Annotated in this window: 21 protein-coding genes and 1 pseudogene; 6 read left to right on the top strand and 16 right to left on the bottom strand. The window is 64.0% G+C overall.

The features are described from left to right. The first annotated feature begins 2 nt into the window (after positions 1-2). Positions 3-1,357: pseudogene (locus tag NKI39_RS04410) on the top strand (LLM class flavin-dependent oxidoreductase). A 112-nt stretch (positions 1,358-1,469) separates the two neighbouring features. Beyond that, the gene (msuE, locus tag NKI39_RS04405) at positions 1,470-2,030 is read left to right on the top strand and encodes an FMN reductase (protein ID WP_352455213.1); all 561 of its coding nucleotides are present in this window, start codon (positions 1,470-1,472) and stop codon (positions 2,028-2,030) included. Between the two features lie 146 nt (positions 2,031-2,176). Here msuE and NKI39_RS04400 read toward each other — a convergent pair whose 3' ends face one another. The 16 genes from NKI39_RS04400 to NKI39_RS04325 form a co-directional block, all read right to left on the bottom strand. Then, positions 2,177-3,886: a trimethylamine N-oxide permease gene (locus NKI39_RS04400; RefSeq protein ID WP_352472299.1), complete on the bottom strand. Its 1,710-nt coding sequence runs from the start codon at positions 3,884-3,886 to the stop codon at positions 2,177-2,179. A 276-nt stretch (positions 3,887-4,162) separates the two neighbouring features. Continuing rightward, on the bottom strand, positions 4,163-6,532 hold the full coding sequence (locus NKI39_RS04395) for a trimethylamine N-oxide demethylase (protein ID WP_352830823.1): 2,370 nt from the start codon (positions 6,530-6,532) through the stop codon (positions 4,163-4,165). A gap of 272 nt (positions 6,533-6,804) precedes the next feature. After that, entirely contained in the window at positions 6,805-7,434 is a 630-nt protein-coding gene (locus NKI39_RS04390) for a sarcosine oxidase subunit gamma (protein ID WP_352830821.1), read from the bottom strand. Then, positions 7,427-10,408, bottom strand: coding sequence for a sarcosine oxidase subunit alpha (locus NKI39_RS04385; protein WP_352830819.1), 2,982 nt, complete (start codon positions 10,406-10,408; stop codon positions 7,427-7,429). Before NKI39_RS04385 ends, NKI39_RS04390 begins: the two co-directional genes overlap by 8 nt. Positions 10,409-10,631: 223 nt before the next feature. After that, a complete protein-coding gene (locus NKI39_RS04380) occupies positions 10,632-10,907 on the bottom strand; it encodes a sarcosine oxidase subunit delta (protein WP_352830817.1) in 276 nt (91 codons plus the stop codon). A 17-nt stretch (positions 10,908-10,924) separates the two neighbouring features. Beyond that, positions 10,925-12,178, bottom strand: a complete 1,254-nt coding sequence (locus tag NKI39_RS04375; protein WP_352830815.1) for a sarcosine oxidase subunit beta family protein — start codon at positions 12,176-12,178, stop codon at positions 10,925-10,927. A gap of 36 nt (positions 12,179-12,214) precedes the next feature. Further along, entirely contained in the window at positions 12,215-13,522 is a 1,308-nt protein-coding gene (gene glnT, locus NKI39_RS04370; protein WP_352830813.1) for a type III glutamate--ammonia ligase, read from the bottom strand. A gap of 33 nt (positions 13,523-13,555) precedes the next feature. Further along, complete coding sequence (locus tag NKI39_RS04365) at positions 13,556-14,884, bottom strand: FMN-binding glutamate synthase family protein (protein WP_023673984.1); 1,329 nt, start codon at positions 14,882-14,884, stop codon at positions 13,556-13,558. 6 nt (positions 14,885-14,890) lie between these two features. Then, positions 14,891-15,625, bottom strand: coding sequence for a GltB/FmdC/FwdC-like GXGXG domain-containing protein (locus NKI39_RS04360; protein WP_352830811.1), 735 nt, complete (start codon positions 15,623-15,625; stop codon positions 14,891-14,893). Positions 15,626-15,629: 4 nt separating this feature from the next. After that, positions 15,630-16,523, bottom strand: coding sequence for a class II glutamine amidotransferase (locus tag NKI39_RS04355; protein ID WP_352542208.1), 894 nt, complete (start codon positions 16,521-16,523; stop codon positions 15,630-15,632). A gap of 84 nt (positions 16,524-16,607) precedes the next feature. Continuing rightward, positions 16,608-16,940 carry a hypothetical protein gene (locus NKI39_RS04350; protein WP_352542207.1) on the bottom strand — a complete coding sequence of 111 codons (333 nt, stop codon included), beginning with the start codon at positions 16,938-16,940 and terminating at the stop codon, positions 16,608-16,610. After that, positions 16,937-17,617, bottom strand: a complete 681-nt coding sequence (locus tag NKI39_RS04345; protein WP_352542206.1) for a hypothetical protein — start codon at positions 17,615-17,617, stop codon at positions 16,937-16,939. The genes NKI39_RS04350 and NKI39_RS04345 overlap by 4 nt, the downstream gene beginning before the upstream one ends. A gap of 46 nt (positions 17,618-17,663) precedes the next feature. After that, positions 17,664-19,064 carry an APC family permease gene (locus NKI39_RS04340; RefSeq protein WP_352472309.1) on the bottom strand — a complete coding sequence of 467 codons (1,401 nt, stop codon included), beginning with the start codon at positions 19,062-19,064 and terminating at the stop codon, positions 17,664-17,666. Between the two features lie 15 nt (positions 19,065-19,079). Beyond that, positions 19,080-19,241: a hypothetical protein gene (locus tag NKI39_RS04335; RefSeq protein WP_023673991.1), complete on the bottom strand. Its 162-nt coding sequence runs from the start codon at positions 19,239-19,241 to the stop codon at positions 19,080-19,082. 15 nt (positions 19,242-19,256) lie between these two features. Beyond that, the gene (locus NKI39_RS04330; protein ID WP_023673992.1) at positions 19,257-19,634 is read right to left on the bottom strand and encodes a hypothetical protein; all 378 of its coding nucleotides are present in this window, start codon (positions 19,632-19,634) and stop codon (positions 19,257-19,259) included. A gap of 12 nt (positions 19,635-19,646) precedes the next feature. Further along, positions 19,647-19,934, bottom strand: coding sequence for a hypothetical protein (locus tag NKI39_RS04325; RefSeq protein WP_352830809.1), 288 nt, complete (start codon positions 19,932-19,934; stop codon positions 19,647-19,649). A 286-nt stretch (positions 19,935-20,220) separates the two neighbouring features. Between NKI39_RS04325 and NKI39_RS04320 the strand changes: the two genes are divergently transcribed. Genes NKI39_RS04320 through NKI39_RS04305 form a run of 4 tightly spaced genes read left to right on the top strand, consistent with a single transcriptional unit; the run spans position 20,221 to position 23,977 of the window. Then, the gene (locus tag NKI39_RS04320; protein WP_352830807.1) at positions 20,221-21,354 is read left to right on the top strand and encodes an aminomethyl transferase family protein; all 1,134 of its coding nucleotides are present in this window, start codon (positions 20,221-20,223) and stop codon (positions 21,352-21,354) included. 14 nt (positions 21,355-21,368) lie between these two features. Then, entirely contained in the window at positions 21,369-21,965 is a 597-nt protein-coding gene (locus tag NKI39_RS04315) for a dimethylamine monooxygenase subunit DmmA family protein (RefSeq protein WP_023673995.1), read from the top strand. After that, positions 21,962-22,927: a PDR/VanB family oxidoreductase gene (locus NKI39_RS04310; RefSeq protein WP_352830805.1), complete on the top strand. Its 966-nt coding sequence runs from the start codon at positions 21,962-21,964 to the stop codon at positions 22,925-22,927. The genes NKI39_RS04315 and NKI39_RS04310 overlap by 4 nt, the downstream gene beginning before the upstream one ends. A 9-nt stretch (positions 22,928-22,936) precedes the next feature. Then, positions 22,937-23,977: a heme-dependent oxidative N-demethylase family protein gene (locus tag NKI39_RS04305; protein WP_352830804.1), complete on the top strand. Its 1,041-nt coding sequence runs from the start codon at positions 22,937-22,939 to the stop codon at positions 23,975-23,977. Positions 23,978-24,000 lie beyond the last annotated feature (23 nt).

The following is a 24,000-nucleotide window of genomic DNA, read 5'->3' as shown; positions in this document are numbered from 1 at the left end:
CCATGGCAGAAAATCGACAATTGCGGCTTGGCGCTTTCATGCGGCCCGTCAGCCTTCATACCGGCGCCTGGCGCTACCCGGGCGCCTATCCCGACGCCAACTTCAATTTCGCGCATCTCAAGCACTTCGCGCAAAGGCTGGAAGCGGCAAAGTTCGACGCCTTCTTCATGGCCGACCACCTGGCCGTGCTCAACATGCCGATCGAGGCGCTGCGGCGCAGCCACACGGTCACGTCCTTCGAGCCGTTCACGCTGTTGTCGGCGCTTGCCGCCGTCACCGATCGTATCGGGCTGATCGCAACCGCCTCGACGACGTTCGACGCGCCGTACCACATCGCCCGTCGTTTCGCCTCTCTCGACCATATCAGCGGCGGGCGCGCCGGCTGGAATATCGTCACCACATCCAATCCCGACGCCGCGCTGAATTTCGGCCTTGACGAGCATGTCGAGCACGACGAGCGCTATCGCCGGGCGCGGGAGTTTTACGATGTCGTCACCGGCCTGTGGGACAGTTTTGCCGACGATGCCTTCATCCGCGACGCCGAAAGCGGGCTCTATTTCGATCCGGCGAAGCTGCATGTGCTCGACCATAAGGGCGAATATCTTTCGGTGCGGGGACCGCTCAATATCGCGCGGCCGGTGCAGGGCTGGCCGGTCATCGTGCAGGCCGGCGCGTCGGAGGCCGGACGGCAGCTCGCGGCGGAAACGGCCGAGGTGATCTTCGCCGCCCATGCCGATCTCGCCTCGGGGCAGCGCTTCTTTGCCGACGTCAAGGGACGTGCGCAAAAACTTGGCCGGTCGCGCGACGACATCAAGATCCTGCCCGGCGCCTTCGTCATTGTCGGCGAGACCGTCGAGGAGGCGCAGACGAAGCGGGCCAAGCTCGACAGCCTCGTCTACTACGAGAGCGCGTCGCCTCGCTGTCGATCGCGCTCGGCCACGACGCGTCGCGGTTCGATCCGGATTCAGTCTTGGCCGAAATCCCGGAAAGCAACGCCAGCAAGAGCGGCCGCGAGCGCGTCATCGAACTGGCGCGCAAGGAAAACCTGACCGTCAGGCAGCTTGCGCAGCGGCTGGGCGGCTATTCCGGTCTTGCCTTCGTCGGCACTTCGAAAACCATCGCCGACGAGATGGAGGAATGGCTGGTCACCGAAGGCTCGGACGGGTTCAACGTCATGTTCCCCTATCTTCCCGCCGGATTGGATGACTTCGTCGAGAAAATCGTGCCCGAATTGCAGCGGCGCGGCATTTTCAGGAGCGAATACGAAGGATCGACCCTGCGCGAAAATCTTGGCCTGAAGCGGCCGCCAAACCGGTTCTTCCAACCTGAGACGGCAGCGATCCGCAAAGCTGGCTAGAACCGGTAATGATTTTAGACCGTGGCAAGCATCCGTTCTTTTCGTTCGGCCCGAATGTCCATAGGGTCAGCAGCGGGCTGGCAGCCCGAAATCATCGCGAGGGCTTTGCATCATGACCAATCCGGCCGTTGTCGGTTTCTCAGGCAATTTCACCCGGCCGTCCAAGACGCGCGGCTTCGTCGATCGTATCGTGAACGAGGTAGCCGGCAGATATGGCCTGGCCGCCAGCACGCATGACGTCGTCGACCTCGGCCCCAGCCTCGGTGGCGCCAAATGGGCGCGTGAACTGGATGCGCAAGCGGGCGATATCCTCAAGCGCGTCGTCGCGGCGGACGTGCTCGTCGTTGGCTCGCCCACCTACAAGGGCAGCTATACCGGCCTGTTCAAACACTTCTTCGATCTTGTCGACCCAACGGCGCTCAGGGGCAAGCCGGTGGTGCTGCTGGCGACCGGCGGCGGCGACCGGCATGCGCTGATCATCGAGCACCAGCTGAGACCGCTGTTCGGCTTCTTCGAGGCCTTTACGCTGCCGACCGCGATCTACGCTTCGGACAGGGATTTCATCGACGGCGTGCTTGCGTCCGAGACGATCCAGGCGCGCGTCGGACAGGTCCTCGAGGATATCGGTGCAGCGCTTGGCGGTCGCTCCCGCGCCGGCACCGCTGCCGAATAGCCCCTAAAAAGAAAAACCCGCCTCAGCGGCGGGTCTCGGGGCGAATCAGCACCATACCAAAATTAGTAGCATAGCTGCCGGCACAAAGCAAGAACAAAATGCAGGAATCGAGCGCGCCTTGCGTGCCCGATCCCTCAACGCAGCCGTCAGATGACGAACAGCCAGTTGGCGAGCAGCATCACCACGACGCCGGCGACCAGCGTCAGATAGGGCAGCATCCCCGCCTTTTTCACCGCAAGGTCGGACGAGCTCATGCCGAGATCGGCCAGCATGTGGTCGGGGAATTTGCCCTTGTCCTGGATGTAGTGCCGGAAGCAGAACACCGGGATGATCAAGGCTGCCGTGATCAGCCCGGCCCACAATGCCATCGGGTTCCACACCTTGGCGCCGGCGCCCATGAAGACCGCATTGACGTAGGCAAAGATGGCGCCGAGGCCGAGCACCCAGCTCGGCGCCTTCCATGGCCGCGCGATGTGGCCATTGTCGATGCGGTGGATCCAGCCGGCATTGAGGTTAAGGAAGTTGAAGATGATGTAGCCGCAATTCGACACGGCGAGGATGAAGAAGAAGCTTGTTGCGTCGGCCGAGGCGATGGCCAGCACGATCAGGTTGAAGATCAGGTCGGTCCACATCGCCCGCGTCGGGGCGCCGTGCTCGTTGACATGGCTGAGATAGCGCGGCAGCCAGCCGTCGACCGAACCTTGATAGAGCGTGCGCGAGGAGCCGGCCATCGCCGTCATGATGCAGAGCACCAGCGCCAGGATCATCAGCATCACCAGCAGGCTGTGGATCAGCTGTCCGCCGCCGACCATACCGGCCAGCGCATCGGCAACGCCGGAGCCGTCGACGATCGGCGTCGCCAGCATGCCGTTCAAGCCGAGCACGCCCTGGAAGGTGAACGGCACCAGGATGAACAGCAGCATGCACAGCAGGCCGGAATAGAAGATCGCCTTGAAGGTATCGGTGCCCGGGTTTTTGAACTCGGAGGTGTAGCAGACCGCAGTCTCGAAGCCGTAGGTCGACCACGCCGCGATGAACATGCCGCCGAGCACCAGCGTCCAGCCGGCGATGTTCCACGCGCCGGGCTCCGGCGCATAGGCTGCCGCGAGCGGCACCAGCGGCGAGAAGTTTGCCCAGTTGATCTGGCCGGTGACGATCGGCACCACGCCGACGATCAGCATCGGGATGATGACCAGCAGGCCGATATATTTCTGCACGTTGGCCGTGCCCAGGATGCCGCGATGCTGGATCGAGAAGATGATCAGCATCAGCACCGCGCCGATGAAGAAGGTGGCGTTGAAGGTGAAGGAAACCGGGCCAAGCGTGTGACCGTAGAGCGTCCAGTTACGGATCGCCGGCGTCGCCGCCGCGGTGACCGCGGTGATGGCGTCGGCGGCGCTGGTTCCGGCATGGGCCGCGATATAGGCGGCGACCTCCGGCGACGTGTCGGTGAACAGCGGCACCGGCGCCAGTGCGTTGAGGATATAGGCGGCGGCGATCGAGCAGCCGAGCGACAGCACAGGCGACCAGGCGAACCAGTTGCACCACACCGAAAGCGGCGCGATGAATTTCGAATAGCGCAGCCACGCGGTGGCGCCGTAGACCGAGGCGCCGCCGGATTTGTTCGGGAACAGCCCGGCGATCTCCGCATAGGTGAAGGACTGCAGGAAGCCCATGACCATGGATACGGCCCAGATCAGGAAGGCCAGTGTTCCGGTGGTGCCGGCGATGCCGCCGATCGAAAACAGGACAAGGGCCGGAACGCCGCTTGCCACCCAGAAGGCGCCGCGCCAGTCGATGTTCCGGTGCAGCTGCCCTTCGGCAGGCGGCACCAAGGTGGTGACTATCGTGCTCATTTACGTGGATTCCCCATTTTTGATGTTCCCCATCGGCAACAGCCGCAATCTCGCGAGGCGTCATCGACGCTCACGTTGAACGGCCCCAGGCGTTTTCCGCTCAGTAGTATTTTTTTCTTAGCAGTGAAGATTGACCCAAGGCGCTTTCACGTCAAGTGGTTTGTGACGCTGTGCACATTGCGTTTGTGAAACAGTCGAGCTTCGCTGGCGCTGCCAACGGGTGCGGTCTTCCTTCTCCCCTTGTTGTGGGAGAAGGGAAGAACCAGACAGCGTCGATCAGGAGCGCGGCCTGGTCTTTTGCGGGTCGTAATGGGCGAAGGCGACGACGCGCGCCGGCAGCCGCTTGCTGTGACCATCGAGCTTGCCGATTTCGACCTCGGTGCCGATCGCCGAATGCGTGACGTCGAGCCTGGCCAACGCGATGGTCTTGTTCAGCACCGGCGAGCGCATGCCCGAGGTGACGACGCCGATCTGGGCCCGGCCGACATGCACGCAGTCGCCGTGGCCGACCGCGATATTGGCGTCGACGTCGAGGCCGACCAGCTTCTTCTGCGGGTTTTCCTTGCGCCGGATCAGCGCCTCGCGGCCGATGAAATCGTCGCTCTTGGTCTTCAGCGGTACGGTGAAGCCGATGCCGGCCTCGAACGGATCCGTCTGGTCGGAAAACTCGTGAGCAGCAAAGATCAGCCCGGCCTCGATGCGCACCATATCGAGCGCCTGCAGCCCCATCGGCTTCAGGCCGTGCGTCTGGCCGGCCTGCCAGATCGCGTCGAACACCTTTTCGGCGTCGCGCGGATGGCACCAGATCTCGTAGCCGAGCTCGCCGGTGTAACCGGTGCGCGAGACAACGACCGGAATGCCGTTGCCGCCGCCGATGCGGGCGACGGCGAAACGGAACCATTCGAGCTCGTCGATCGACGGCTGCAGCGGCGAGGTCCAGATGATCTGCCGCAGGATGTCGCGGCTTTTCGGCCCCTGCACGGCAACATTGTGCATCTGGTCGGTCGAGGAGCGCACCAGCACGGTGAGGCCGAGTTTTTGCGCCGTTTCCCGCAGCCATTGGCCGGATAGATCGTCGCCGCCGACCCAGCGGAAATTATCCTTGCCGAGCCTGAGCAGCGTGCCGTCGTCGATCATGCCGCCATGCTCGTAGCACATGGCGGAATAGACGACCTGGCCGACGCCGAGCTTCTTGATGTCGCGGGTCAGCGTGTATTGCAGCAGCGCCTCGGAGTCCGGCCCGGTGACCTCGAACTTGCGCAGCGGCGACAGGTCCATGATCACGGCGTCCTGCCGGCAGGCCCAGTATTCAGCGATCGGGCCTTGCCTGGCGAAGGAATTGGCCAGCCAATAGCCCTTGTACTCGACGAAGTTGCGGGTGTGCTTGGCAAAGCTCGAATGAAAGGCGGTCTCGCGGGTCATTTTCGGTTCCGAATCGGGCGTCATGCGTCTGGCGATCGCTCGCGAGAATTTGTGCTGGCCGGGATAGGTTCGCACATGGATGTCGGTCAGGTTCCAGCCATTGGCCGGCGTCGTATCGTCGGGGCAGGCGGACGAGACGCAGACGATGTCCGTGAGCGCCTTGAGTAGCACGTAGTCGCCCGGCCGCGACCACGGCTCGTCCGATACCACGACGCCATGCGCGTCGATGGCCGTGTTGAAGAAGAAGTTGATCGCCATCCAGCCGGCGCGAGGCGTGACACCCTTGTCGGCCAGCGCGCGGTTGAAATTCTCCGAGCAGTTGGGATGGCCGGGATAACCGATGTCGTCGTAATATTTGGCCGCGCAGGCGAGCGCGAATGCATCGTGGCGGCCGCAAGTGTCCTGCACAACCTCGACCAGCGGCTCCATATCCTGGTCGTAGTATTTTGAGTGCAGACCGGGCATCGGATAGCTCGAACCCATCAGCGTGCGCGTCGTCGTCACGTCGAGCGGATGATCGCGGCCCTTGTCCAGCTTGCGCGCCGAAAAGCACTGGAAGTCGGTGCATTGGCGCCCGTCGACATCGATGATCTGCAGATAGTCGCCCGCCTTGACGAAGTAGGCCTCCGCCGTCGCCGAATGGACGCGCAGGTCGAGCACGGGATCGGCCAGCGGGTCGGCAAGCCTGGATTTCGCTGCCGGGCGGATGGTGGCGCGGCGGACGATGACGCTAAGCGGCGTCGCCGTATCGTGGCCGTCGACCAGCATCGGCCCGCCGGGCGCGGCAATCAGCATCGACCCATCGCGGGCGACGGTAAAAGCCTGTTCGGTACCGGCAGGGGTGGCGCCGCCGAAAACGCGAACCGCCTTCGCCTGGTCGAGCTGCACCTGGCGCCGGTCGAGCCCCCGGCGCAAGGATGCGAGGCTGTGGTCGCCTTCGGCCAGCAGCGCCTTGATGCCGGCGGCATTGCTGTTCGATTTCTCGCCGAGAATGCCGGGATCGGCCGCCTCGCTGCTGTCCCATGCCAGCAGCTCGCAGGCCTGCCCGCCCTCGACATCGCGCACGGTGACAATGTCGCCGGCCTCGACCTCGATCAGCACCGCGCCATTGCCCTGAACCGTGTAGCGCTCCATTCCGGCCGGCAGCGTAATCTGGCCTGGCCGCAGGATCAGGCTCGGCCGGGGCGGTCCGGCGACGACGGCGGGGTAGGGCGACTGGCTCATCTCAACCTTGGTTTCGAGAAACAAGTTTGCCTGTGTGTGAAATTATTTTAGCGGGAAGAATAGGATAGAAGAGCCGGAGTTGGCAAGTGAAGGCGAGGCGCGCGCCTCTTCCTTCTCCCCTTGTGGGAGAAGGTGGATCGGCGCGCAGCGCCGAGACGTTGAGGGGTGTTGGACGGAGTGCCGTCATAGCCAAGCTGGAGCACCCCTCATCCGACCGAGCTTCGCTCGGCCACCTTCTCCCACAAGGGGAGAAGGGAAGGTGGCGCACAATCCTACCCCAATTCCTCGGAATGCCCGATCTCGACGCCATACTCGGCGGCAGCGTCCAGCATCGTATGCCACAGGCTTTCCGCGAAGGTGGCGAACACCAGAAGATTGAACACCGCCTGTCCGTCCGGCCGGTCATTGGCGCGCCAGAGATTGATGCTGGTGTGATCGACCGAGGTCGCCGCAGCGGTGCCGGCCGGGAACACCGCGGGGTGCAGGTCTAGCGACGACAGTTTGGCCAGCATCGCGCGCGCCTTTTCTCCGGAAACGCTGATCAGCGCGCGGGCATGCGACTGGTCGGACAACGAGGCGGATTGCGCAAACGCCTGGCTCAGCGGTTCGCTTGCGTGCTTGCCGCCATTGGACAGGACCAGGAACTGATCCGGTCCCGACCAGATCAGCGTAGCGTCGGGAGTTCGGGTCGCCTTGGGCGTTTCCGGGGCGGCAACGCCGAAGCGGGTTTCGGCGGCCTTCGGCAGTTCTGCCGCTTTGCCGCGCCGCGCCATCACCTGGATCAGGTCGAAATTGCGGATCTCGGTGAGCGATACGCCGGCCGCCGTGCCGCGCGCGCCATAGGCGCCGACAACAAGCGCTTTCTCCAGCGGACTGCGGGCAATCCAGGAAAACTCAGCCACGCTGGCGCCCTCCATCCGGATCGTAGAAGACCGGGCTGCACAGCTCGACGTCGTAGTCTTCGCCGCGCAGCGGGTCATGCGCATGGACGATCTCGCCGATGCGCTCGCGGCCACGCTCAACAAGCGCCAGCCCGATCCACTGGTCGAGCATGGGCGAGAAGCAGACCGAGGTGACGTAGCCCTGGTCGTTGCCGGGACCGGGCGTCTCGCCCTTCGGGATAATATGCGCGCCGGAACGCAGGCGGCGCGTCTTGTCGACCGGCTTGATGCCGACCACGACCTGCCGGTCCGGCGCAATCAGCGCCTCGCGCCCGGCCATGACGCGGCCGATGAAGTCTTTTTTGGTCGACATCATCTTGCCCAACCCGAGGTCGGCGGCGGTCGTCGTGCCGTTCAGCTCCGGGCCGGCGACATGGCCCTTTTCGATGCGCATGACGCCGAGCGCCTCGGTGCCGTAGGGCGTAACGCCGAACGGCTTGCCGGCCAGCATCAAATTGCGCACCAGCGCCTCGCCATAGCGGGCGGGAACCGAAATCTCGAACGCCATTTCGCCCGAAAACGAGATGCGGAACAGCCGCGCCTTGATGCCACCGCGAAGCGTGACTTCCCGCGCCCCCATGAAGGGAAAGCCCTCGTTCGACAAATCCTCCGCCGGATCGACGATTTCCCGAAGCAGGTCCCGGGTCTTCGGCCCGGCGATCGAGAACTGCGCCCATTGATCGGAGACGGATGTCAGCTGCACGTCGAATTCGGGGAACAGCACCTGCCGGCAGAATTCGAGATGCTGCATCACCAGCCCGGCCTTGCCGGTGGTGGTGGTCAGGAAATAGCGGTCCTCGGCCAGCCGTGACGTCGTGCCGTCGTCATAGACGATGCCGTCCTCGCGCAGCATCAGCCCGTAGCGGGCTTTACCGACGGCGAGATTGGAGAAGGTGTTGATGTAGACGCGGTCGAGAAAGGCGCCGGCATCCGGGCCGCGCACGTCGATCTTGCCGAGCGTCGAGACATCGCAGAAGCCGACGCCGGAGCGCACCGCCTTGACCTCGCGGGTGACCGATTCCAGCCAGTCCTTTTCGCCGGCGCGCGGATACCATTGCGCGCGCTTCCACAGGCCGGTGTCGACGAACACCGCGCCCTGTTCGGCTGCCCAGTGATGCGACGGCGTCAGCCTCGTCGCATGGAAGTCTTCGTCGCGATGATGGCCGGCGAAGGCGCCGATGGCGACCGGCACATAGGGTGGGCGGTAGATCGTCGTGCCGGTTTCGGGGATCGATTTGCCGCTGATTGCCGCCATGATGGCGAGACCGGCGACGTTCGAGGTCTTGCCCTGGTCGGTGGCCATGCCGAGCGTCGTATAGCGCTTGAGATGCTCGACCGATTCGAAACCTTCGCGCTGCGCCAGTTCGATGTCGGACGCGGTCACGTCATGCTGGTAATCGACGAAGGCTTTCCCTTTGCCGGCCACATACCAAAGCGGCGTCAGCGAAAACGCCTCGCTGTCGGCGACCGGCGATGTGCCGGCATTGCCGCCGCGTCCAGCACTCTGCGCTGCCGCAGCACCCGCGGCAAAGCCCTGGCGCAGGCAGTCGCCCAGCCCGAAGGCGCCGTTGGCGGCGCCGACGGCCATCATGCCGGGCGGCGCACCATCCGGCACGAAGGCTGCGATATCGTCCTGCCATTTCGGCCGGCCGCGATGATAGGAGGTCAGCCCGACCGCCGGATTCCAGCCGCCGGACACGGCAAGCCCGTCGGCTTCGACTTCCGCCCGTGCGCCGCCGGTCAGCGCCACCACGATTTTCCGGACCCCGTCCTTGCCGCCTTCGACCCCGCTGACCGAGCCGTTGAGCACGGCAAAGCCGCCCTTGGCGGCAAGCGCTCGATGCACGGCGGAGACGTCCGGGCGCGCATCGACGACCGCCGCGATCTGCAAACCGGCGCCAAGCGCGGTCTCGACCGTGCGCCAGCCATCCTCATTGTTGGTGAACAGCGCGATCCTCCTGGCAGGGGTAACCGCGTAGCGCGCGACATAGGTCCGCATAGCCGAAGCCATCATCACGCCCGGCGTGTCGTTACCGGCAAAGACGATCGGTCGCTCGATGGCGCCGGCGGCGACGACGCAGCGCTTGGCCACGATCCGCCACAACCGCTGGCGCACCTGGTGCTCGGGCGGCGAGGGCAGGTGGTCGTTGACCCGCTCGATGGCGCCATAGGTGCCGCCATCATAGACGCCGAACAATGTCGTGCGGGTCATGATGCGGACATCGTGCAGTGCGGCGAGTTCGGCCAGCGTGCGCGTAATCCATTCGGCCGCCGGCGCGCCGTCGATCATGCCGCCGTCGGCGAGCAGACGGCCGCCAAGCGCAAAATCTTCCTCGCACAGGATGACGCGGGCGCCGCCGCGCCCGGCCGCCAGTGCCGCAGCCAGCCCGGCCGGGCCGGACCCGGCAATCAGCACGTCGCAATGCGCCCACGCCTTGTCGTAATGGTCGGGATCGGCGACGCCTGCAGCGCGGCCGAGGCCGGCGGCGCGGCGAATCGTTGGCTCGTAGATCGTTTCCCAGAATTTCGCCGGCCACATGAAGGTCTTGTAGTAGAAGCCGGCGACGAAGATCGGCGCGAACAGCTGATTGACCGCCATCAGGTCGTGGCGCAGCGACGGCCAGCGGTTCTGGCTGGCGGCTTCGAGCCCGTCATAGAGTTCGGCCGTGGTCGCCTTGGTGTTCGGCTCGCGCCGCGCTCCGCTGCGCAGTTCGACCAGCGCGTTGGGCTCCTCCGAACCAGCGGTCAGGATGCCGCGCGGCCGATGGTATTTGAACGAGCGGCCGACCAGCTTGACGCCATTGGCGATCAGCGCCGAGGCCAGCGTGTCGCCTTGGAAGCCGGCAAAGCTCTTGCCGTCGAAGCGGAAGGCCAGCGGCGCGGCGCGATCGATGAGACCGCCTGATACGAGACGATGGGGCTGGCTGGAGGTCACGTTTGCTGGCCCTTAAGCAGGAGCGCCGCGCTGCCCCTCATCGCCCTGCCGGGCACTTCTCCCCGTATAGGGACGGGGAGAAGGGGGCTGGCCGCAACCTCGGCGCCTTTCAGGGAACGTCGATGATTGGCGAAACAATCGATGGCGGCGCCCCTCTCCCCGTCTCTATACGGGGAGAGGAGGCCGGCAGGCAGGTGAGGGGCGGCGCTAACCTGGACAGAATTCATCTTGCAGCCTGCCTTGCACCAACGCCGCCCGCCGGCTCGACGGAGGAAATCTCATGCGTCAGCGTGTTGCGGGCGACCTTCAGCCAGGCTCGGCAGCCGCCGCCATGGTACCAGTATTCGCTCATCGGCCCGGCGACATTGTCGCGCAGATAGACGTAGTCGAAGACCTCGTCTTCGGTGGCGCCGGCCGCCGGACGCACCGGCTTGGCGTCGCCCAGATAGGTGAACTCGCCGAGTTCGCGTTCGCCGCAGAAGGGACAGACAATGCGCATGCTTCTTCAGCCAGTCTTCAATGCAGGTTCGGTTGGGCGCCCTGGCCCTTTTCGTCGATCATCGCACCTCGCCGGAAGCGGTCGAGGCGAAAGCGGGCAGCCTCCTTGTGCGGCTCGTCGCGCGCCAGCAGATGGGCAAAGACCAGGCCGGAGCCGGGCGTCGCCTTGAAGCCGCCATAGCACCAGCCGGCGTTGAGATAGAGCCCGTCGACCGGTGTTTTGTCGATGATCGGCGAGCCGTCCATCGACATGTCCATGATGCCGCCCCACTGACGCAGAAGCCGTATCCGGCCGATCATCGGCATCAGCGCCATGCCGCCTTCGCAGACGTCTTCCATGACAGGCAGATTGCCGCGCTGGGCGTAGGAATTGTAGCCGTCTATGTCGCCGCCGAAGACCAGGCCGCCCTTGTCGGACTGGCTGACGTAGAAATGCCCGGCGCCGAACGTCATGACATTGGGGATCAGCGGCTTGATCGCCTCGGAGACGAAGGCCTGCAGCACATGGCTTTCGATCGGCAGCCGCATGCCGGCCATCGCCGCGACGCGCGACGAGGAGCCGGCGACCGCCATGCCGACCTTGGCCGCGCCGATCCTGCCGCGGCTCGTCTCGACGCCGGTCACCTTGCCGCTGCCATCGCGGACAAAGCCGGTCACCTCGCAGTTCTGGATGATGTCGACGCCGAGCGCGCTCGCCGCATGCGCGTAGCCCCAGACCACGGCATCGTGGCGCGCCGTGCCGCCGCGTCGCTGCAAAAGCCCGCCTTGCACTGGAAAGCGCGCATTGTCGAAGTTCAGGAACGGCATCATCTTCCTGACCGCCGCCAGATCGAGCAGTTCGGCATCGATGCCGTTGATGCGCATGGTGTTGCCGCGCCGCGCATAGGCGTCGCGCTGCGCGTCGGAATGGTAGAGGTTGATGACGCCGCGCTGGCTGACCATGGTGTTGTAGTTGAGGTCCTGCTCCATCCGTTCCCACAGCTTCATCGAAAGCTCGTAGAAACCGGTATTGCCGGGCAGCCCGTAATTGGAGCGGATGATGGTGGTGTTGCGGCCGGCATTGCCGGAGCCGATCCAGCCTTTTTCCAGCACCGCGACATTCCTGATGCCGTATTCGCTGGCGAGGAACCATGCCGTCGCCAGGCCATGGCCGCCGCCGCCGATGATCACCACGTCGTAGTGGCTCTCCGGGCTGGCGTCGCGCCAGGTGCGCTGCCAGTTCTTGTGGCCGGAAAATGCCGCCCGGGCGAGGGAGAAGATCGAGTATTTCATGAACCTGTTTCGCGCCGGGCGTGCAACAATTCCGGATCAGATGTCGAGCGTGTGGTCGCGCTCCCACTGGGTGAAGTGGGAAGCATAGGAATTCCATTCCTGCTGCTTGAGCTTTAGATAGGCCGACGAGAATTCCTCACCCAGCGCCGCCTTGAGCGATTTGTCGTTGTCAAACTCGCGCAACGCGTCGAGCAGGTTGAGCGGCAGCTTCGGCGCGCCCTCGACCGTATGGCCGAACTGGTACATGTCGATATCGTAGCGCCTGCCGGGGTCGGCCTTCGAGCGGACGCCGTCAAGGCCGGCGGCGATGATGACGGCCTGCAGCAGATAGGGGTTTGCCGCGCCGTCCGGCAGGCGCAGCTCGAAGCGGCCGGGGCCGGGCACGCGCACCATGTGGGTGCGGTTGTTGCCGGTCCAGGTCACCGTGTTCGGCGCCCAGGTGGCGCCGGAGATGGTGCGCGGTGCGTTGATGCGCTTGTAGGAATTGACCGTCGGGTTGGTGATGGCGGCAAGCGCGGACGCATGTTTCATGATGCCGCCGAGGAAATTCCTGCCCTTGGCCGACAGGCCGAGCTCCATCGCATTATCGGCAAAGACATTGGTCTTGCCGTCTTTGTCCCACACCGAGATATGCGCATGGCAGCCATTGCCGGTCAGGCCCTGGAAGGGTTTAGGCATGAAGGTTGCGCGCAGGCCGTGCTTTTCGGCGACCGATTTCACCATGAATTTGAAGAAGGAATGCTTGTCGGCGGTCGCCAGCGCATCGTCGAAGGCCCAGTTCATCTCGAACTGGCCGTTGGCGTCCTCGTGGTCGTTCTGGTAGGCGCCCCAGCCGAGCGCCAGCATGTGGTCGCAGATCTCGGCGATCACGTCGTAGCGGCGCATCACCGCCTGCTGGTCGTAGCAGGGCTTCGACGCCGTGTCATATTCGTCGGAAATCGTCTTGCCATCCGGCGAGATCAGGAAGAATTCGGCCTCGACGCCGGTCTTGATGTGCATGCCGTCGCCAGCAGCCTCCGCGATCAACCGCTTCAGCGTGTTGCGCGGCGCCTGCTCGACCGATTTGTCGTCCATGATGCAGTTGGCGGCGACCCAGGCGACCTCCGGCTTCCAAGGCAACTGGATCACCGAGGCCGGATCCGGCACCGCCAGCATGTCGGGATGCGCCGGCGTCAGATCGAGCCAGGTGGCAAAGCCGGCAAAGCCGGCACCGTCCCGCTGCATGTCGGCGATCGCCTGCGTCGGCACCAGCTTGGCGCGTTGTCCACCGAACAGGTCGGTGTAGGATATCATGAAATATTTGACGCCCTTTTCCTTGGCGAAGGCGGCGAGATCGTTCCCCATTATAGTTCCTCGCTTACTGGCATTTGGTTTGTCTTAGAAGCCGTTCTTGCCCGGTATCCAGTTGGTGCCGGCCAGCGGCACGCCGGCCATGGCGGCGGCTTCGATCGTCAAGGCCACAAGATCCTCGGGCTCGAGATTGTGCAGGCTGTTCTTGCCGCAGGCGCGGGCGATTGTCTGAGCCTCAAGTGTCATCACCTTAAGATAATTCGCCAGCCGTCGGCCGGCCGCAATCGGATCGACCCGTTTCATTAGCTCGGGATCCTGCGTGGTGATGCCGGCCGGGTCGCGACCCTCATGCCAGTCGTCATAGGCGCCGGCGGTGGTGCCGAGCTCGTTGTATTCCGCCTCCCAGCGCGGGTCGTTGTCGCCGAGCGCGACAAGCGCTGCCGTGCCGATCGACACCGCATCGACGCCGAGCGCCAGCGCCTTGGCGACGTCGGCGCCGTTGCGGATACCGCCGGAGACGATCAGCTGCACCTTGCGGTGCATGCCGAGATCCTGCAGCGCCTGCACGGCCGGCCTGATGCAGGCAAGCGTCGGCTGGCCGACATTTTCAATGAACACTTCCTGGGTCGCCGCAGTGCCGCCCTGCATGCCGTCGACGACGACGACATCGGCGCCCGATTTCACCGCAAGCGCGGTGTCGTAATAGGGCCGCGCGCCGCCGACCTTGACGTAGATCGGCTTTTCCCAGTCGGTGATCTCGCGCAGTTCAAGGATCTTGATCTCGAGGTCGTCCGGCCCGGTCCAGTCGGGGTGGCGCGAGGCCGAGCGCTGGTCGATGCCTTTCGGCAGCGTGCGCATTTCGGCGACGCGGTCGGAGATCTTCTGGCCGAGCAGCATGCCGCCGCCGCCTGGCTTGGCGCCCTGGCCGACGACCACTTCGATCGCGTCGGCGCGGCGCAGGTCGCGCGGGTTCATGCCGTAGCGTGACGGCAGATACTGGTAGACCAGCGTCTTCGAATGGCCGCGCTCTTCCTCGGTCATGCCGCCGTCGCCGGTCGTCGTCGAGGTGCCGGACAGCGTCGCGCCGCGGCCAAGCGCTTCCTTCGCCGGGCCGGACAGCGAGCCGAAGCTCATGCCGGCAATGGTGATCGGGATTTTCAATTCGATCGGCTTCTTCGCATAGCGCGAGCCGAGCACGACGCTGGTGTCGCAGCGCTCGCGATAGCCTTCGAGCGGATAGCGCGAGATCGAGGCGCCGAGGAACAGAAGGTCATCGAAATGCGGCAGCTTGCGCTTGGCGCCGGCGCCGCGGATGTCATAGATGCCGGTCGCCGCGGCGCGGCGGATCTCGGAAAGCGTGTAGTCGTCGAAGGTCGCGGATTTGCGCGGCGTCGTCGGCGGGTTGCGATAGGTCATTGAGCCTCAATACGCGTCGGCGTTGTCGATATTGAAATTGTAGAGGGTACGAGCCGAGCCATAACGCTTGAACTCCGCCGCCTTGACGCCGGTCACGCCGGCGCGGTCGAGCAAGCGTTGCAGCAATTCGAGATGCTCGGGCCGCATCTCCTTGGCGATGCAGTCGGCGCCGAGGCTTTCGACCTTGCCGCGCACGAAAAGCCGCGCCTCGTAGATGGAATCGCCGAGCGCGTCGCCGGCGTCGCCCAGCACCACCAGATTGCCGGATTGCGCCATGAAGGCCGACATGTGGCCGATATTGCCATGGACGACGATGTCGATGCCCTTCATCGAGATGCCGCAGCGCGACGACGCGTTGCCTTCGATGACGAGCAACCCGCCCCGGCCGGTGGCGCCGGCATACTGGCTGGCATCGCCTTTGACGACGATCTGGCCGGACATCATGTTCTCGCCGACGCCGGGCCCGGCCGAGCCATGCACGGTGATGGTGCCGCCGTCGTTCATGCCGCCGCAATAATAGCCGACGCTGCCGCGCACATCGATGGCGACCGGCTGGTCGACGCCGACGGCGACCGAATGGCTGCCTCGCGGGTGGAGCACCTCCCAGGCGGTCTCGTTCGAACCGGGCGCCAGATCGTGCAGCGCCTGGTTGAGCTCGCGCAGCGACATTTCGGCCAGATCGAAGACCCGTGACGCATGGCCCGGCTCGCGAGCCGCCTTGGAGAGGTTAATTGCCGGCATTGGTTCAATGCTCCCAGAAATAGACGGTTGCGGGCTCGGGTTCCCAGACCTTCGCATTGTCTATGCCGGGCAGTTTGGTGAGCGCACGATATTCCGAGCCGAAGGCGACATACTGGTCGGTTTCGGCCATTACTGCGGGCTTGCAGGCGATCGGGTCGCGCACCACGCCGAAGCCGTTCTTGGTGCCGACGACGAAGGTGAAAAACCCGTCGAGATCACTCAGCGTGCCTTCCAGCGCCTCGCCGAGGTTCTTGCCATGCGCCATCTGCGAGGAGAGATAGGCGGCAGCGACCTCGGTGTCGTTCTCGGTCTCGAATGTCATGCCTTCGCGGATCAGCTCGCGGCGGACATTGTTGTGGTTGGACAGCGAGCCATTATGGACCAGGCACTGGTCGGCGCCGGTCGAGAACGGATGCGCGCCCATCGTCGTCACCGCCGATTCGGTCGCCATGCGGGTATGGCCGATGCCGTGCGTGCCGGTCATCTCGCGGACGCCGAAACGGTCGACGACCGCTTCGGGCAAGCCGACTTCCTTGTAGATTTCGACGACGTCGCCGGCGCCCATGATGCGGATGTCGGGGCGCAGCGCCTGGATCGTCTCGCGTGCTTCGTCGATCTTGGCAGGCGTCGTCCGGACCACGGCATGCGTCGACTTCGCAGCAATGCTCACCGGCGCGCCGATTGCCTTGGCGAGTTCGGCGTCGAGGCTGCGGAAATCGCGCTCCGGCTTGGCCGACTGGATGGTGATCTTGGCTTCATTGGAGGGCGCGCCATAGATGGCGATGCCGGCGCTGTCGGGACCGCGATCGCTGAGCGAGATCAGCATCTCCGACAGCATCGCGCCAAGCTGGGGCTCGAGCGACTTGTCCTTCAAAAACAGTCCGACGATTCCGCACATGTCAGCCTCCGCGAGTTTGTTCCCTCCGAGATGTATCGAATGAGTCCCGGGAATTCAATTGGTATGAAAAAAATTTTCCTGTCGTTATATATCGGCTGAGGCGCCGCCGGCCGCACTATCGCTGCGCTGGCCGCCATTGTGAACCCATTTGGCATAGCGGATGCGGGCGATCTTGTAGGCATCCAGGATCGACAGGGCATAGATCAGGAAGCCGCCGGCATGGCGTCCGACGAAGCTGGCGTCGGGCGGCGCGATCTTGGCGGTGACCCAGGCGAGGATCACCATGAAGAACAGGAATTGCAGGCCGCGCACCGGCACGCCGAGCACGACATGCCCGCTCGCCGGCAAAACGATCGCAGCGCCCAGAACCAGATAGGGGCTCGGTGGTGCGGGGGAGGTGGTGATCTGGCTGGTCATGCCGCTTGCCGTTCGCTTTGATTGATGGCATCGCGCAGCGCCGAAGCCGACGACAGCAGCCTCTCGATCAGCACCGGATCGAGCCTGACCGTGCCGAATTCGGCTTGCCGGAATACGCCGTAGCGCGCCCGCTCGGCCTCGGCCAGCAGCCAGACGATGCGCACGCCGTTCGGCGTGATCAGCAATTCCTTGGCGCGCTCCTCGGCAAAGACATCGAGGTGGCCGGCGATGATGGCTTCGGGGAAGCGCACGCCCTTGCGGTCGCTCCGCAGCACCGCCTCGGCCGGAAACCCCGCCGCCTTCGGCAGCGGGTGGACGAGATGATCGAAATTGGAAAAAGTCGTCGGCGATCCCGGCCGCATCATCATATCGAAAGTGCCTGGTATCGCGACCTTTTCGGTGATCGAAACGCTAAGCCAGCGCGCCGGCAGCTTCCTGATCGCCAGCGTGTCGACGATGGTCCGCACCTGCACCCGCCGGCCGTTCCACGAGCCGGCGAAGGTGACGACGCCGGCAGTGCCGTCCGAGACGTTGGCCGCGTCGGGGACGACGACGCGGACGCCGGCTTCGTCGGCGGCAAGCCCGGTCGAAGCCTTGGCGCGGCTGGCCCGCGCAAGCCAGGCTATATGGAGGACGAGAGCCAGGGCAACCGCCCCGGCGAGCAATGCTGAGATCACCTAACGCACCTCGTCACGCAAATGCCCGCCCAGACCGGGCGCGCCGTCAGTAGCCCTGCGGCTTCGGCCACGGCATGGTGAACTGGGCACCACGGCGCACGAATTTGTAGCGGTAGAAGTGGAACCACAGCGAGATCAGGAAGTAGAAGGCGACCATGGCGATCAGCTGCGAGCCGAAGCCGAGGAAGATCGCAAAGAAGGTGACCACGCAAAGGCAGAACAAGACGATCGCCGGCAGCGGATGGAACGGATGGGTGTAGCCGCGGCGGATCGAGCCGAGCGGCCACTTTTTCCTGAACATGATGATGTTGATGCTCATGAAAGTGTATTGCAGCACGCCCGACAGGATCGAGAAGGTGATCGCCTGGTTGAGGTCGGCGATGAAGGCGAAGGCGAGCGCGATCGGCAGCAGAAACAGGATCGAGCGATAGGGCGTGCGGTATTTCGGATGCACCGCCGAGAACCAGGTCGGCAGATAGCGGTCGCGGCCGAGCGAAAACCAGGCGCGCGCGGCGTCGTTGATGCAGCCATTGGCGGAGGCGAGCGCGGCAAGCAGCGTCGCGATGAACAACAGGTTCTCCAGCAGCGCACTGCCGGTCAGTTTGCCTGCATCCCACAGCGGATAATAGGTGATGCCGAGATATTCCCAGGGCATCATCGAGGCGCAGACATACCAGGTCATGGCGGCGGCGATCAGAAGCGTGATCATACCGGCCATCGTGCCGTAGGGCAGCGAGCGCGCCGGCGAGCGCACTTCCTCGGCGGCCTGCGTGGTGCCCTCGATGCCGAGATAATACCAGATTCCGAACTGGAAGGCGGCGATGACGCCGATCCAGCCGTAGGGCAGGGCGTTGCCCGGGGTCACCAACTCGTTGAGCTTGAGCACGGCGCCTTGCGTCCACGGGCTGACCGAGAAGAACAGGATGACGATCGAGACATAGGCGATGGCGGTGATGACGAAGTTGACGTTGAGCGTCATCAGCACGCCGCGATAGTTCAGCCATGCCAGCACGACGATTGTCGCGGCGATGAAGGAATTGTGGTTGAGGCCCTCGACGCCGGCCTTGGCGACGATGGTGTCGCCGAGCAGGATCGCGTCCGACACTTCGAGCATGGTGTAGGCAAAGACCAGGAACAGCGCGACGTTGAAGGCCATCAGCGGCCCGACAATGTGCTTGGCCTGCGCATATTGGCCGCCGGCGGCGGCAACCGTCGAGGTAACTTCGGAATCGATCATCGCGACCGAGGTGTAGAGCAGGCCGACGATCCAGCAGACGATCAGCGCCGCCAGCGCGCCGCCCTTGTCCGCCGCGAAATTCCAGCCGGTGAATTCGCCGACCAGAACGATGCCGACGCCGAGCGCCCAGACATGGGCGGGGCCAAGCACCCTGAGCAGTGAAACCCTGTCGCCCTGCACTTGCACCGCTGGTTCAGCCGTGATCGTCATCGCTCAATCCCCCACTCAGATCCGGTGTTTTTCGGACACGGCTTCAAGTTCGCCTTCCCTGGACGAGGTCAGCATCTCTTCGGAATAGGTCGTGTCGATCTTGAACCAGTCGTAGAGCATCCACAGCGCGAGCACGATCGAGATGCCCCAGCATGCGTAAGAGAGTGCCACCCACATGACGATGCTTCCTATCTATTTGTCGCCGAACTTTTCGTCGATGACGTCGCGGTATTCGCGGTCCGATGCGCGGAACAGAAAGATGAAATAGCCGATCAGCACCGCCGCCATGATGATCAGCGTCGGCCAGTCGATGATGTAGTGGAACCGGTTCTGGATGATGTCGTGCGCGGTTTCCGGCGTGTAGCCGAGCTTTTCCCAGATCGAGGCCATGGTCGGGTTCTGGCCGAGCGCTTCCCACGTCTTGGCGTCGAGCGCGTCGATGGATTTTGCCGCCCCTGCCAGACCTAGTTTCAGCGGCAGCCACAGCGCGACGAAAATCGCGACCACGACGACGGCGATATCGAAAACCTGTCCGGCCTTGCTCTGTTCGGGCGGTGTATAGCGGGCCATGCGTCTCCCCCCTCAGGACTTGCGGTTGCGGTAGGCGTCGGCGTTCTTGATGTCGAGGCCGTAGATGAAGTCCTTGTCTTCCTTGTAGTGGTTGACCATCGCCAGAATGGCGGCCGTGTTGAAGATCAGCACGGCGGCGGCGGCGACCGCGACGACGAGCTTGATGCCGGCGTCGGGGACGTATGGCCATGTCATGAACAGGACAAAGAGGATCGTCGCCCACAGGCAGACGATCAGGAGCACGGATCCACGCACGTCGGAACGGTACAACGCTTGCACGCGCTGTTGCAGGTCGGACATCGGCTTTCCCCTTTTTCAACGCCGGTCCAGATTTGCCGGTCATTGCCCACTTTCAAGAGAGTGAAATTTTTTTCATAAAATCCGGCCGAATTCTGGAATTGTCAAGACGATTTTACGCGACGTTAACCGTTTGTTTCGGCGCGCCGGATTTGCCTGACAATGAAATTATTTGCTTACGGGTATTGCAGGCTCCCGGCGTTTGCGATCAATATTCAAGCCAACGCTCCCGCCTGTGTGCAGGGAGCAGGGGAAAGCAAAAAAGTTTCTTTCGAACGGAGGACAGCGGATGACGGCATCCTGGAGATTTTCGACGCTTGCGGACCGCCATCTCGCGCTCGGCTCGAAGCTCGAGGACTGGAGCGGCATGGGCACCGCCTGGACCTACGACAAGGACGCCGACGAAGAGTATATCGCCATCCGCACCAAGGCCGGCCTGATGGACGTGTCCGGCTTGAAGAAGGTCCACATCACCGGGCCGCACGCCTCGCACCTGATCGATCTGGCGACGACGCGCGACGTCGAAAAGATCTATCCCGGCAAGTCGGCCTATGCCTGCATGCTCAACGAGGCCGGCAAGTTCACCGACGACTGCATCCTCTACCGCACCGGCCCGAATTCCTGGATGGTCGTGCATGGCTCGGGCACCGGGCATGAAGAGTTGCAGCGCGCTTCCGTCGGTCGCGACGTGTCGCTGCGCTTCGACGACAATCTGCACGATCTTTCGCTGCAAGGCCCGACCGCCGTCGATTATCTGGCAAAGCATGTGCCCGGCATTCGCGACCTCAATTATTTCCACCACATGCAGACCCAGTTGTTCGGCTTTCCGGTGATGATCTCGCGCACCGGCTACACCGGCGAGCGCGGCTACGAGATCTTCTGCCGTGGCCAGGACGCCGGAACGATCTGGGACAGGATCCTCGACGACGGCAAGAGTGCCGGCATCATCCCGTGCCGCTTCACCACGCTCGACATGCTGCGCGTCGAGAGCTACCTGCTGTTTTACCCCTACGACAATTCGCAGAAATACCCGTTCGAGAACGAAGGCCCCGGCGACACACTGTGGGAGCTTGGTCTCGACTTCACCGTCAGCCCCGGCAAGACGGGCTTTCGCGGCGCCGAGGAGCATTATCGCCTCAAGGGCAAGGAGCGCTTCAAGATCTTCGGCGTGCTGCTCGAAGGCAAGGAGCCGGCCGACGAGGGCGCGCCGGTCTATCGCGACGGCAAAAAGGTCGGCGTGGTGACCTGCGCCATGTATTCGCCGCTGGTCAAAAAATCGATGGGCATTGCCCGGCTCGACGTCGACTGCGCGGTGCAGGGCACCAGGCTCGAGATCCGCAACAAGAGCGGCACCATCAGCGCAACCGCCGAGCCGCTTCCTTTCGATGATCCGAAGAAGACCAAGCGCACGGCGAAAGGCTGAGGCATACTGCGGGTATGGCAGCGAAAAGCATCATCAGCCGCCCGGTCTATGGGACCCTGTCTCCGCAGCCTGGCAAGCATCATCTTTTCATAGCGGATGCAGAGGGAGCGCTGGCGATTGCCGATCTGGCCGCCAAGGCACCGGCGGATTTCTTCGGTGGTGCCCACATCATCTTCATTCCCGGCCGCGACGGCAAATACGCCGATGCGCTCGAAGCCCTGAAGCCGGCACAGTTCTACCTCGGCCATTCCTTCGCCAGTGCCCTGCCGCGGCTGAAGCAGACGCTGGCCAACGCGCATATGGGACTCAGGCTCTATCTTGCCGGTACCGAAGGGCTGATCGGCCAGGCCATGCAGGCGGCGCTCGAAGCCGGCATCGACCACACCTCGATCCAGACCGAGCATCGCGGCTCGCTGGCGCGCCGCATGCAGTGCGTCCATTGCAAGGGCATCACCGAGAACGTGACGACGCAGCCGGCAACCTGTTCGCATTGCGGCCTCTTGCTTCTGGTGCGCGACCACTATTCGCGGCGGCTCGCCGCCTTCCAGGGCGTCTGCATCAACGCCGAGGACCGCAGCGAAATTCCTCCGATCGAGGAGGTCTTTCGATGAGCACCGGCACCACCAAGCTCGATGTCGTCGTCAGCGATGTCGTTCCGGTCAACGAACTGGTGACGCGCTTTCATTTCCGCCGGCGCGACGGCGAGCTTTTGCCGACCTTCTCCGGCGGCGCCCATGTCGTCGTCGAGATGCGCGATGGCGAACGCACCAGGCTCAATCCCTATTCGCTGATGGGCTCGCCGCTCGACACCAGCGAATACACCATCTCGGTGCGCCGCGACGACGCCGGCCGCGGCGGCTCGCTGTTCATGCACAGGCATGTCAGGCCGGGCACGGAGATGGTGGTGAGCTACCCCGTCAACCTGTTCTCGCTCGATCTGCGCGCCAGGAAGCATCTGATGCTGGCCGGCGGCATCGGCATCACCCCGTTCATGGCGCAGACCGCGCAACTGGCGGCGGAAGGCGGCAATTTCGAATTGCATTACACCTGCCGCACCGCCTCGCTAGGCACCTATGCCAACCTGCTCAGGGAGCGCTACGACCGCCGGGTCAGGCTCTATCACGACGACCGCGACGAGCGCGTCGATCTCGACCGGCTGCTGTCGTCGCAGCCGCTCGGCACGCATCTCTATGTCTGCGGCCCGTCCGGCATGATCGACTGGGTGCGCGATCGCGCGGCTGCCTTAGGCTGGCCTGCCGAGACCGTGCATTTCGAGCATTTCGCGGCACCGCAGCCCGGCGCGCCCTTCGACGTGACGCTGGCGCTCAGCGGCAAGACCATCCGTGTCGACGAGCAGCAGAGCCTGCTCGAGGCGATCGAGGCGGCCGGGGTCGATCCGCCCTATCTCTGCCGCGGCGGCGTCTGCGGCCAGTGCGAGACCAACGTCATTTCGCATGACGGCAAATTCATCCACAACGACCACTGGCTGAGCGAGGAAGACCACCGTTCGGGCTGCAAGATCATGCCCTGCGTCTCGCGCTTCGAGGGCCGGTCGCTGGTGCTGGAAAGATAGGAGGCGAGCTTGGGCATCACCTTTCGCAAGGAAACGTTCCGCGACGACTTCACCTTCAGGAACAGCCCCGAGCACATCAGGCGGTTCCCGTTCCCGTTCCATGAAGACAGCTACATGTATGCCGTCAACATCGAGCCGCATGTCGCCGGGCCGAAGGGCAGCGTGCTGGAGAATTTGATCGACGTCGACGAGCACTATGTCGCCGAGATGCAGGACCGCGCTTTGGTGCTGGCCGAGGATCCGCTGCGCTGCCAGTCGCTGCCGCACATGACGCTGGCCGGCTGGGATCTGCTCGAGCTTTTGATGGAGCAGCAGGCGCTGGGCTATCCCGAGCATTTCACGCTGACGCGCCATGGCGACCGCTGGCGCTGGATCAACCGACCGCTCGGCATCGACGACAGCTTCACCTTCGGCGACGTCTCGACGCTGCCCTATGGGCCGATGGAATACATCACCCGCCAGAGCCAGGGCGATTTCTGCATTCTCGACCAGCGCGACGGCAATCTGTGGATGGATGCCGGCATGGTCACCACCCAGGCCGACTGGTCGCTCGATTTCGACATCGGCATGAACTTCTTCGAATGGCACGCGCCGGTGCCGCTGGCGCATGAGAAGGGCATCTTCGTCCGGGCGCTAAAATTCCTCACCAACATCCAGCAGGGCAAGCCGGCGCGCCGGCTGAACTGGACGATGACAATCAATCCTCGCCTCGATACCAGCCCGGAAAATTATCACAAATGGGGTCCGGACCGCGCCACGGTGACGCCCAAAAACGTCGGCGACAAGGTCCATCTGCGCGTCGAGCTGCAGAGCTTCTGGCGGCTGCCGCGCTCGAATGCGATCGTCTTCCCGATCCGCTGCTACCTGATCAAGATGGACGAGCTGGTGACGCAGCCGAAATGGGCAAGGCGCCTGCACCGCGTCATCCGCGACCTTCCCGACGAACTCGCCAACTACAAAGGCCTGACGCGCTACCGAGCGACGCTGGTCGAATGGCTGTCGAAGCTGGATGACGGCAGTGCGACATCGCCGGGGTTCGGGCCGGATTGAGGTTCTGTTTGCGAGGTTCGCGC

The organism is Mesorhizobium sp. M0664, assembly GCF_040320565.1.
GTDB lineage: Bacteria > Pseudomonadota > Alphaproteobacteria > Rhizobiales > Rhizobiaceae > Mesorhizobium.
This window is presented reverse-complemented; position numbering and strand designations above follow the sequence as displayed.

What these genes read in the sequence shown, in the direction of transcription:
- msuE (WP_352455213.1), top strand. Translation starts at nt 1,470, where the DNA reads ATGACCAATCCGGCCGTTGTCGGTTTCTCAGGCAATTTCACCCGGCCG.
- NKI39_RS04400 (WP_352472299.1), bottom strand. Translation starts at nt 3,886, where the DNA reads ATGAGCACGATAGTCACCACCTTGGTGCCGCCTGCCGAAGGGCAGCTG.
- NKI39_RS04395 (WP_352830823.1), bottom strand. Translation starts at nt 6,532, where the DNA reads ATGAGCCAGTCGCCCTACCCCGCCGTCGTCGCCGGACCGCCCCGGCCG.
- NKI39_RS04380 (WP_352830817.1), bottom strand. Translation starts at nt 10,907, where the DNA reads ATGCGCATTGTCTGTCCCTTCTGCGGCGAACGCGAACTCGGCGAGTTC.
- NKI39_RS04375 (WP_352830815.1), bottom strand. Translation starts at nt 12,178, where the DNA reads ATGAAATACTCGATCTTCTCCCTCGCCCGGGCGGCATTTTCCGGCCAC.
- glnT (WP_352830813.1), bottom strand. Translation starts at nt 13,522, where the DNA reads ATGGGGAACGATCTCGCCGCCTTCGCCAAGGAAAAGGGCGTCAAATAT.
- NKI39_RS04365 (WP_023673984.1), bottom strand. Translation starts at nt 14,884, where the DNA reads ATGACCTATCGCAACCCGCCGACGACGCCGCGCAAATCCGCGACCTTC.
- NKI39_RS04360 (WP_352830811.1), bottom strand. Translation starts at nt 15,625, where the DNA reads ATGCCGGCAATTAACCTCTCCAAGGCGGCTCGCGAGCCGGGCCATGCG.
- NKI39_RS04355 (WP_352542208.1), bottom strand. Translation starts at nt 16,523, where the DNA reads ATGTGCGGAATCGTCGGACTGTTTTTGAAGGACAAGTCGCTCGAGCCC.
- NKI39_RS04350 (WP_352542207.1), bottom strand. Translation starts at nt 16,940, where the DNA reads ATGACCAGCCAGATCACCACCTCCCCCGCACCACCGAGCCCCTATCTG.
- NKI39_RS04340 (WP_352472309.1), bottom strand. Translation starts at nt 19,064, where the DNA reads ATGACGATCACGGCTGAACCAGCGGTGCAAGTGCAGGGCGACAGGGTT.
- NKI39_RS04335 (WP_023673991.1), bottom strand. Translation starts at nt 19,241, where the DNA reads ATGTGGGTGGCACTCTCTTACGCATGCTGGGGCATCTCGATCGTGCTC.
- NKI39_RS04330 (WP_023673992.1), bottom strand. Translation starts at nt 19,634, where the DNA reads ATGGCCCGCTATACACCGCCCGAACAGAGCAAGGCCGGACAGGTTTTC.
- NKI39_RS04325 (WP_352830809.1), bottom strand. Translation starts at nt 19,934, where the DNA reads ATGTCCGACCTGCAACAGCGCGTGCAAGCGTTGTACCGTTCCGACGTG.
- NKI39_RS04320 (WP_352830807.1), top strand. Translation starts at nt 20,221, where the DNA reads ATGACGGCATCCTGGAGATTTTCGACGCTTGCGGACCGCCATCTCGCG.
- NKI39_RS04315 (WP_023673995.1), top strand. Translation starts at nt 21,369, where the DNA reads ATGGCAGCGAAAAGCATCATCAGCCGCCCGGTCTATGGGACCCTGTCT.
- NKI39_RS04310 (WP_352830805.1), top strand. Translation starts at nt 21,962, where the DNA reads ATGAGCACCGGCACCACCAAGCTCGATGTCGTCGTCAGCGATGTCGTT.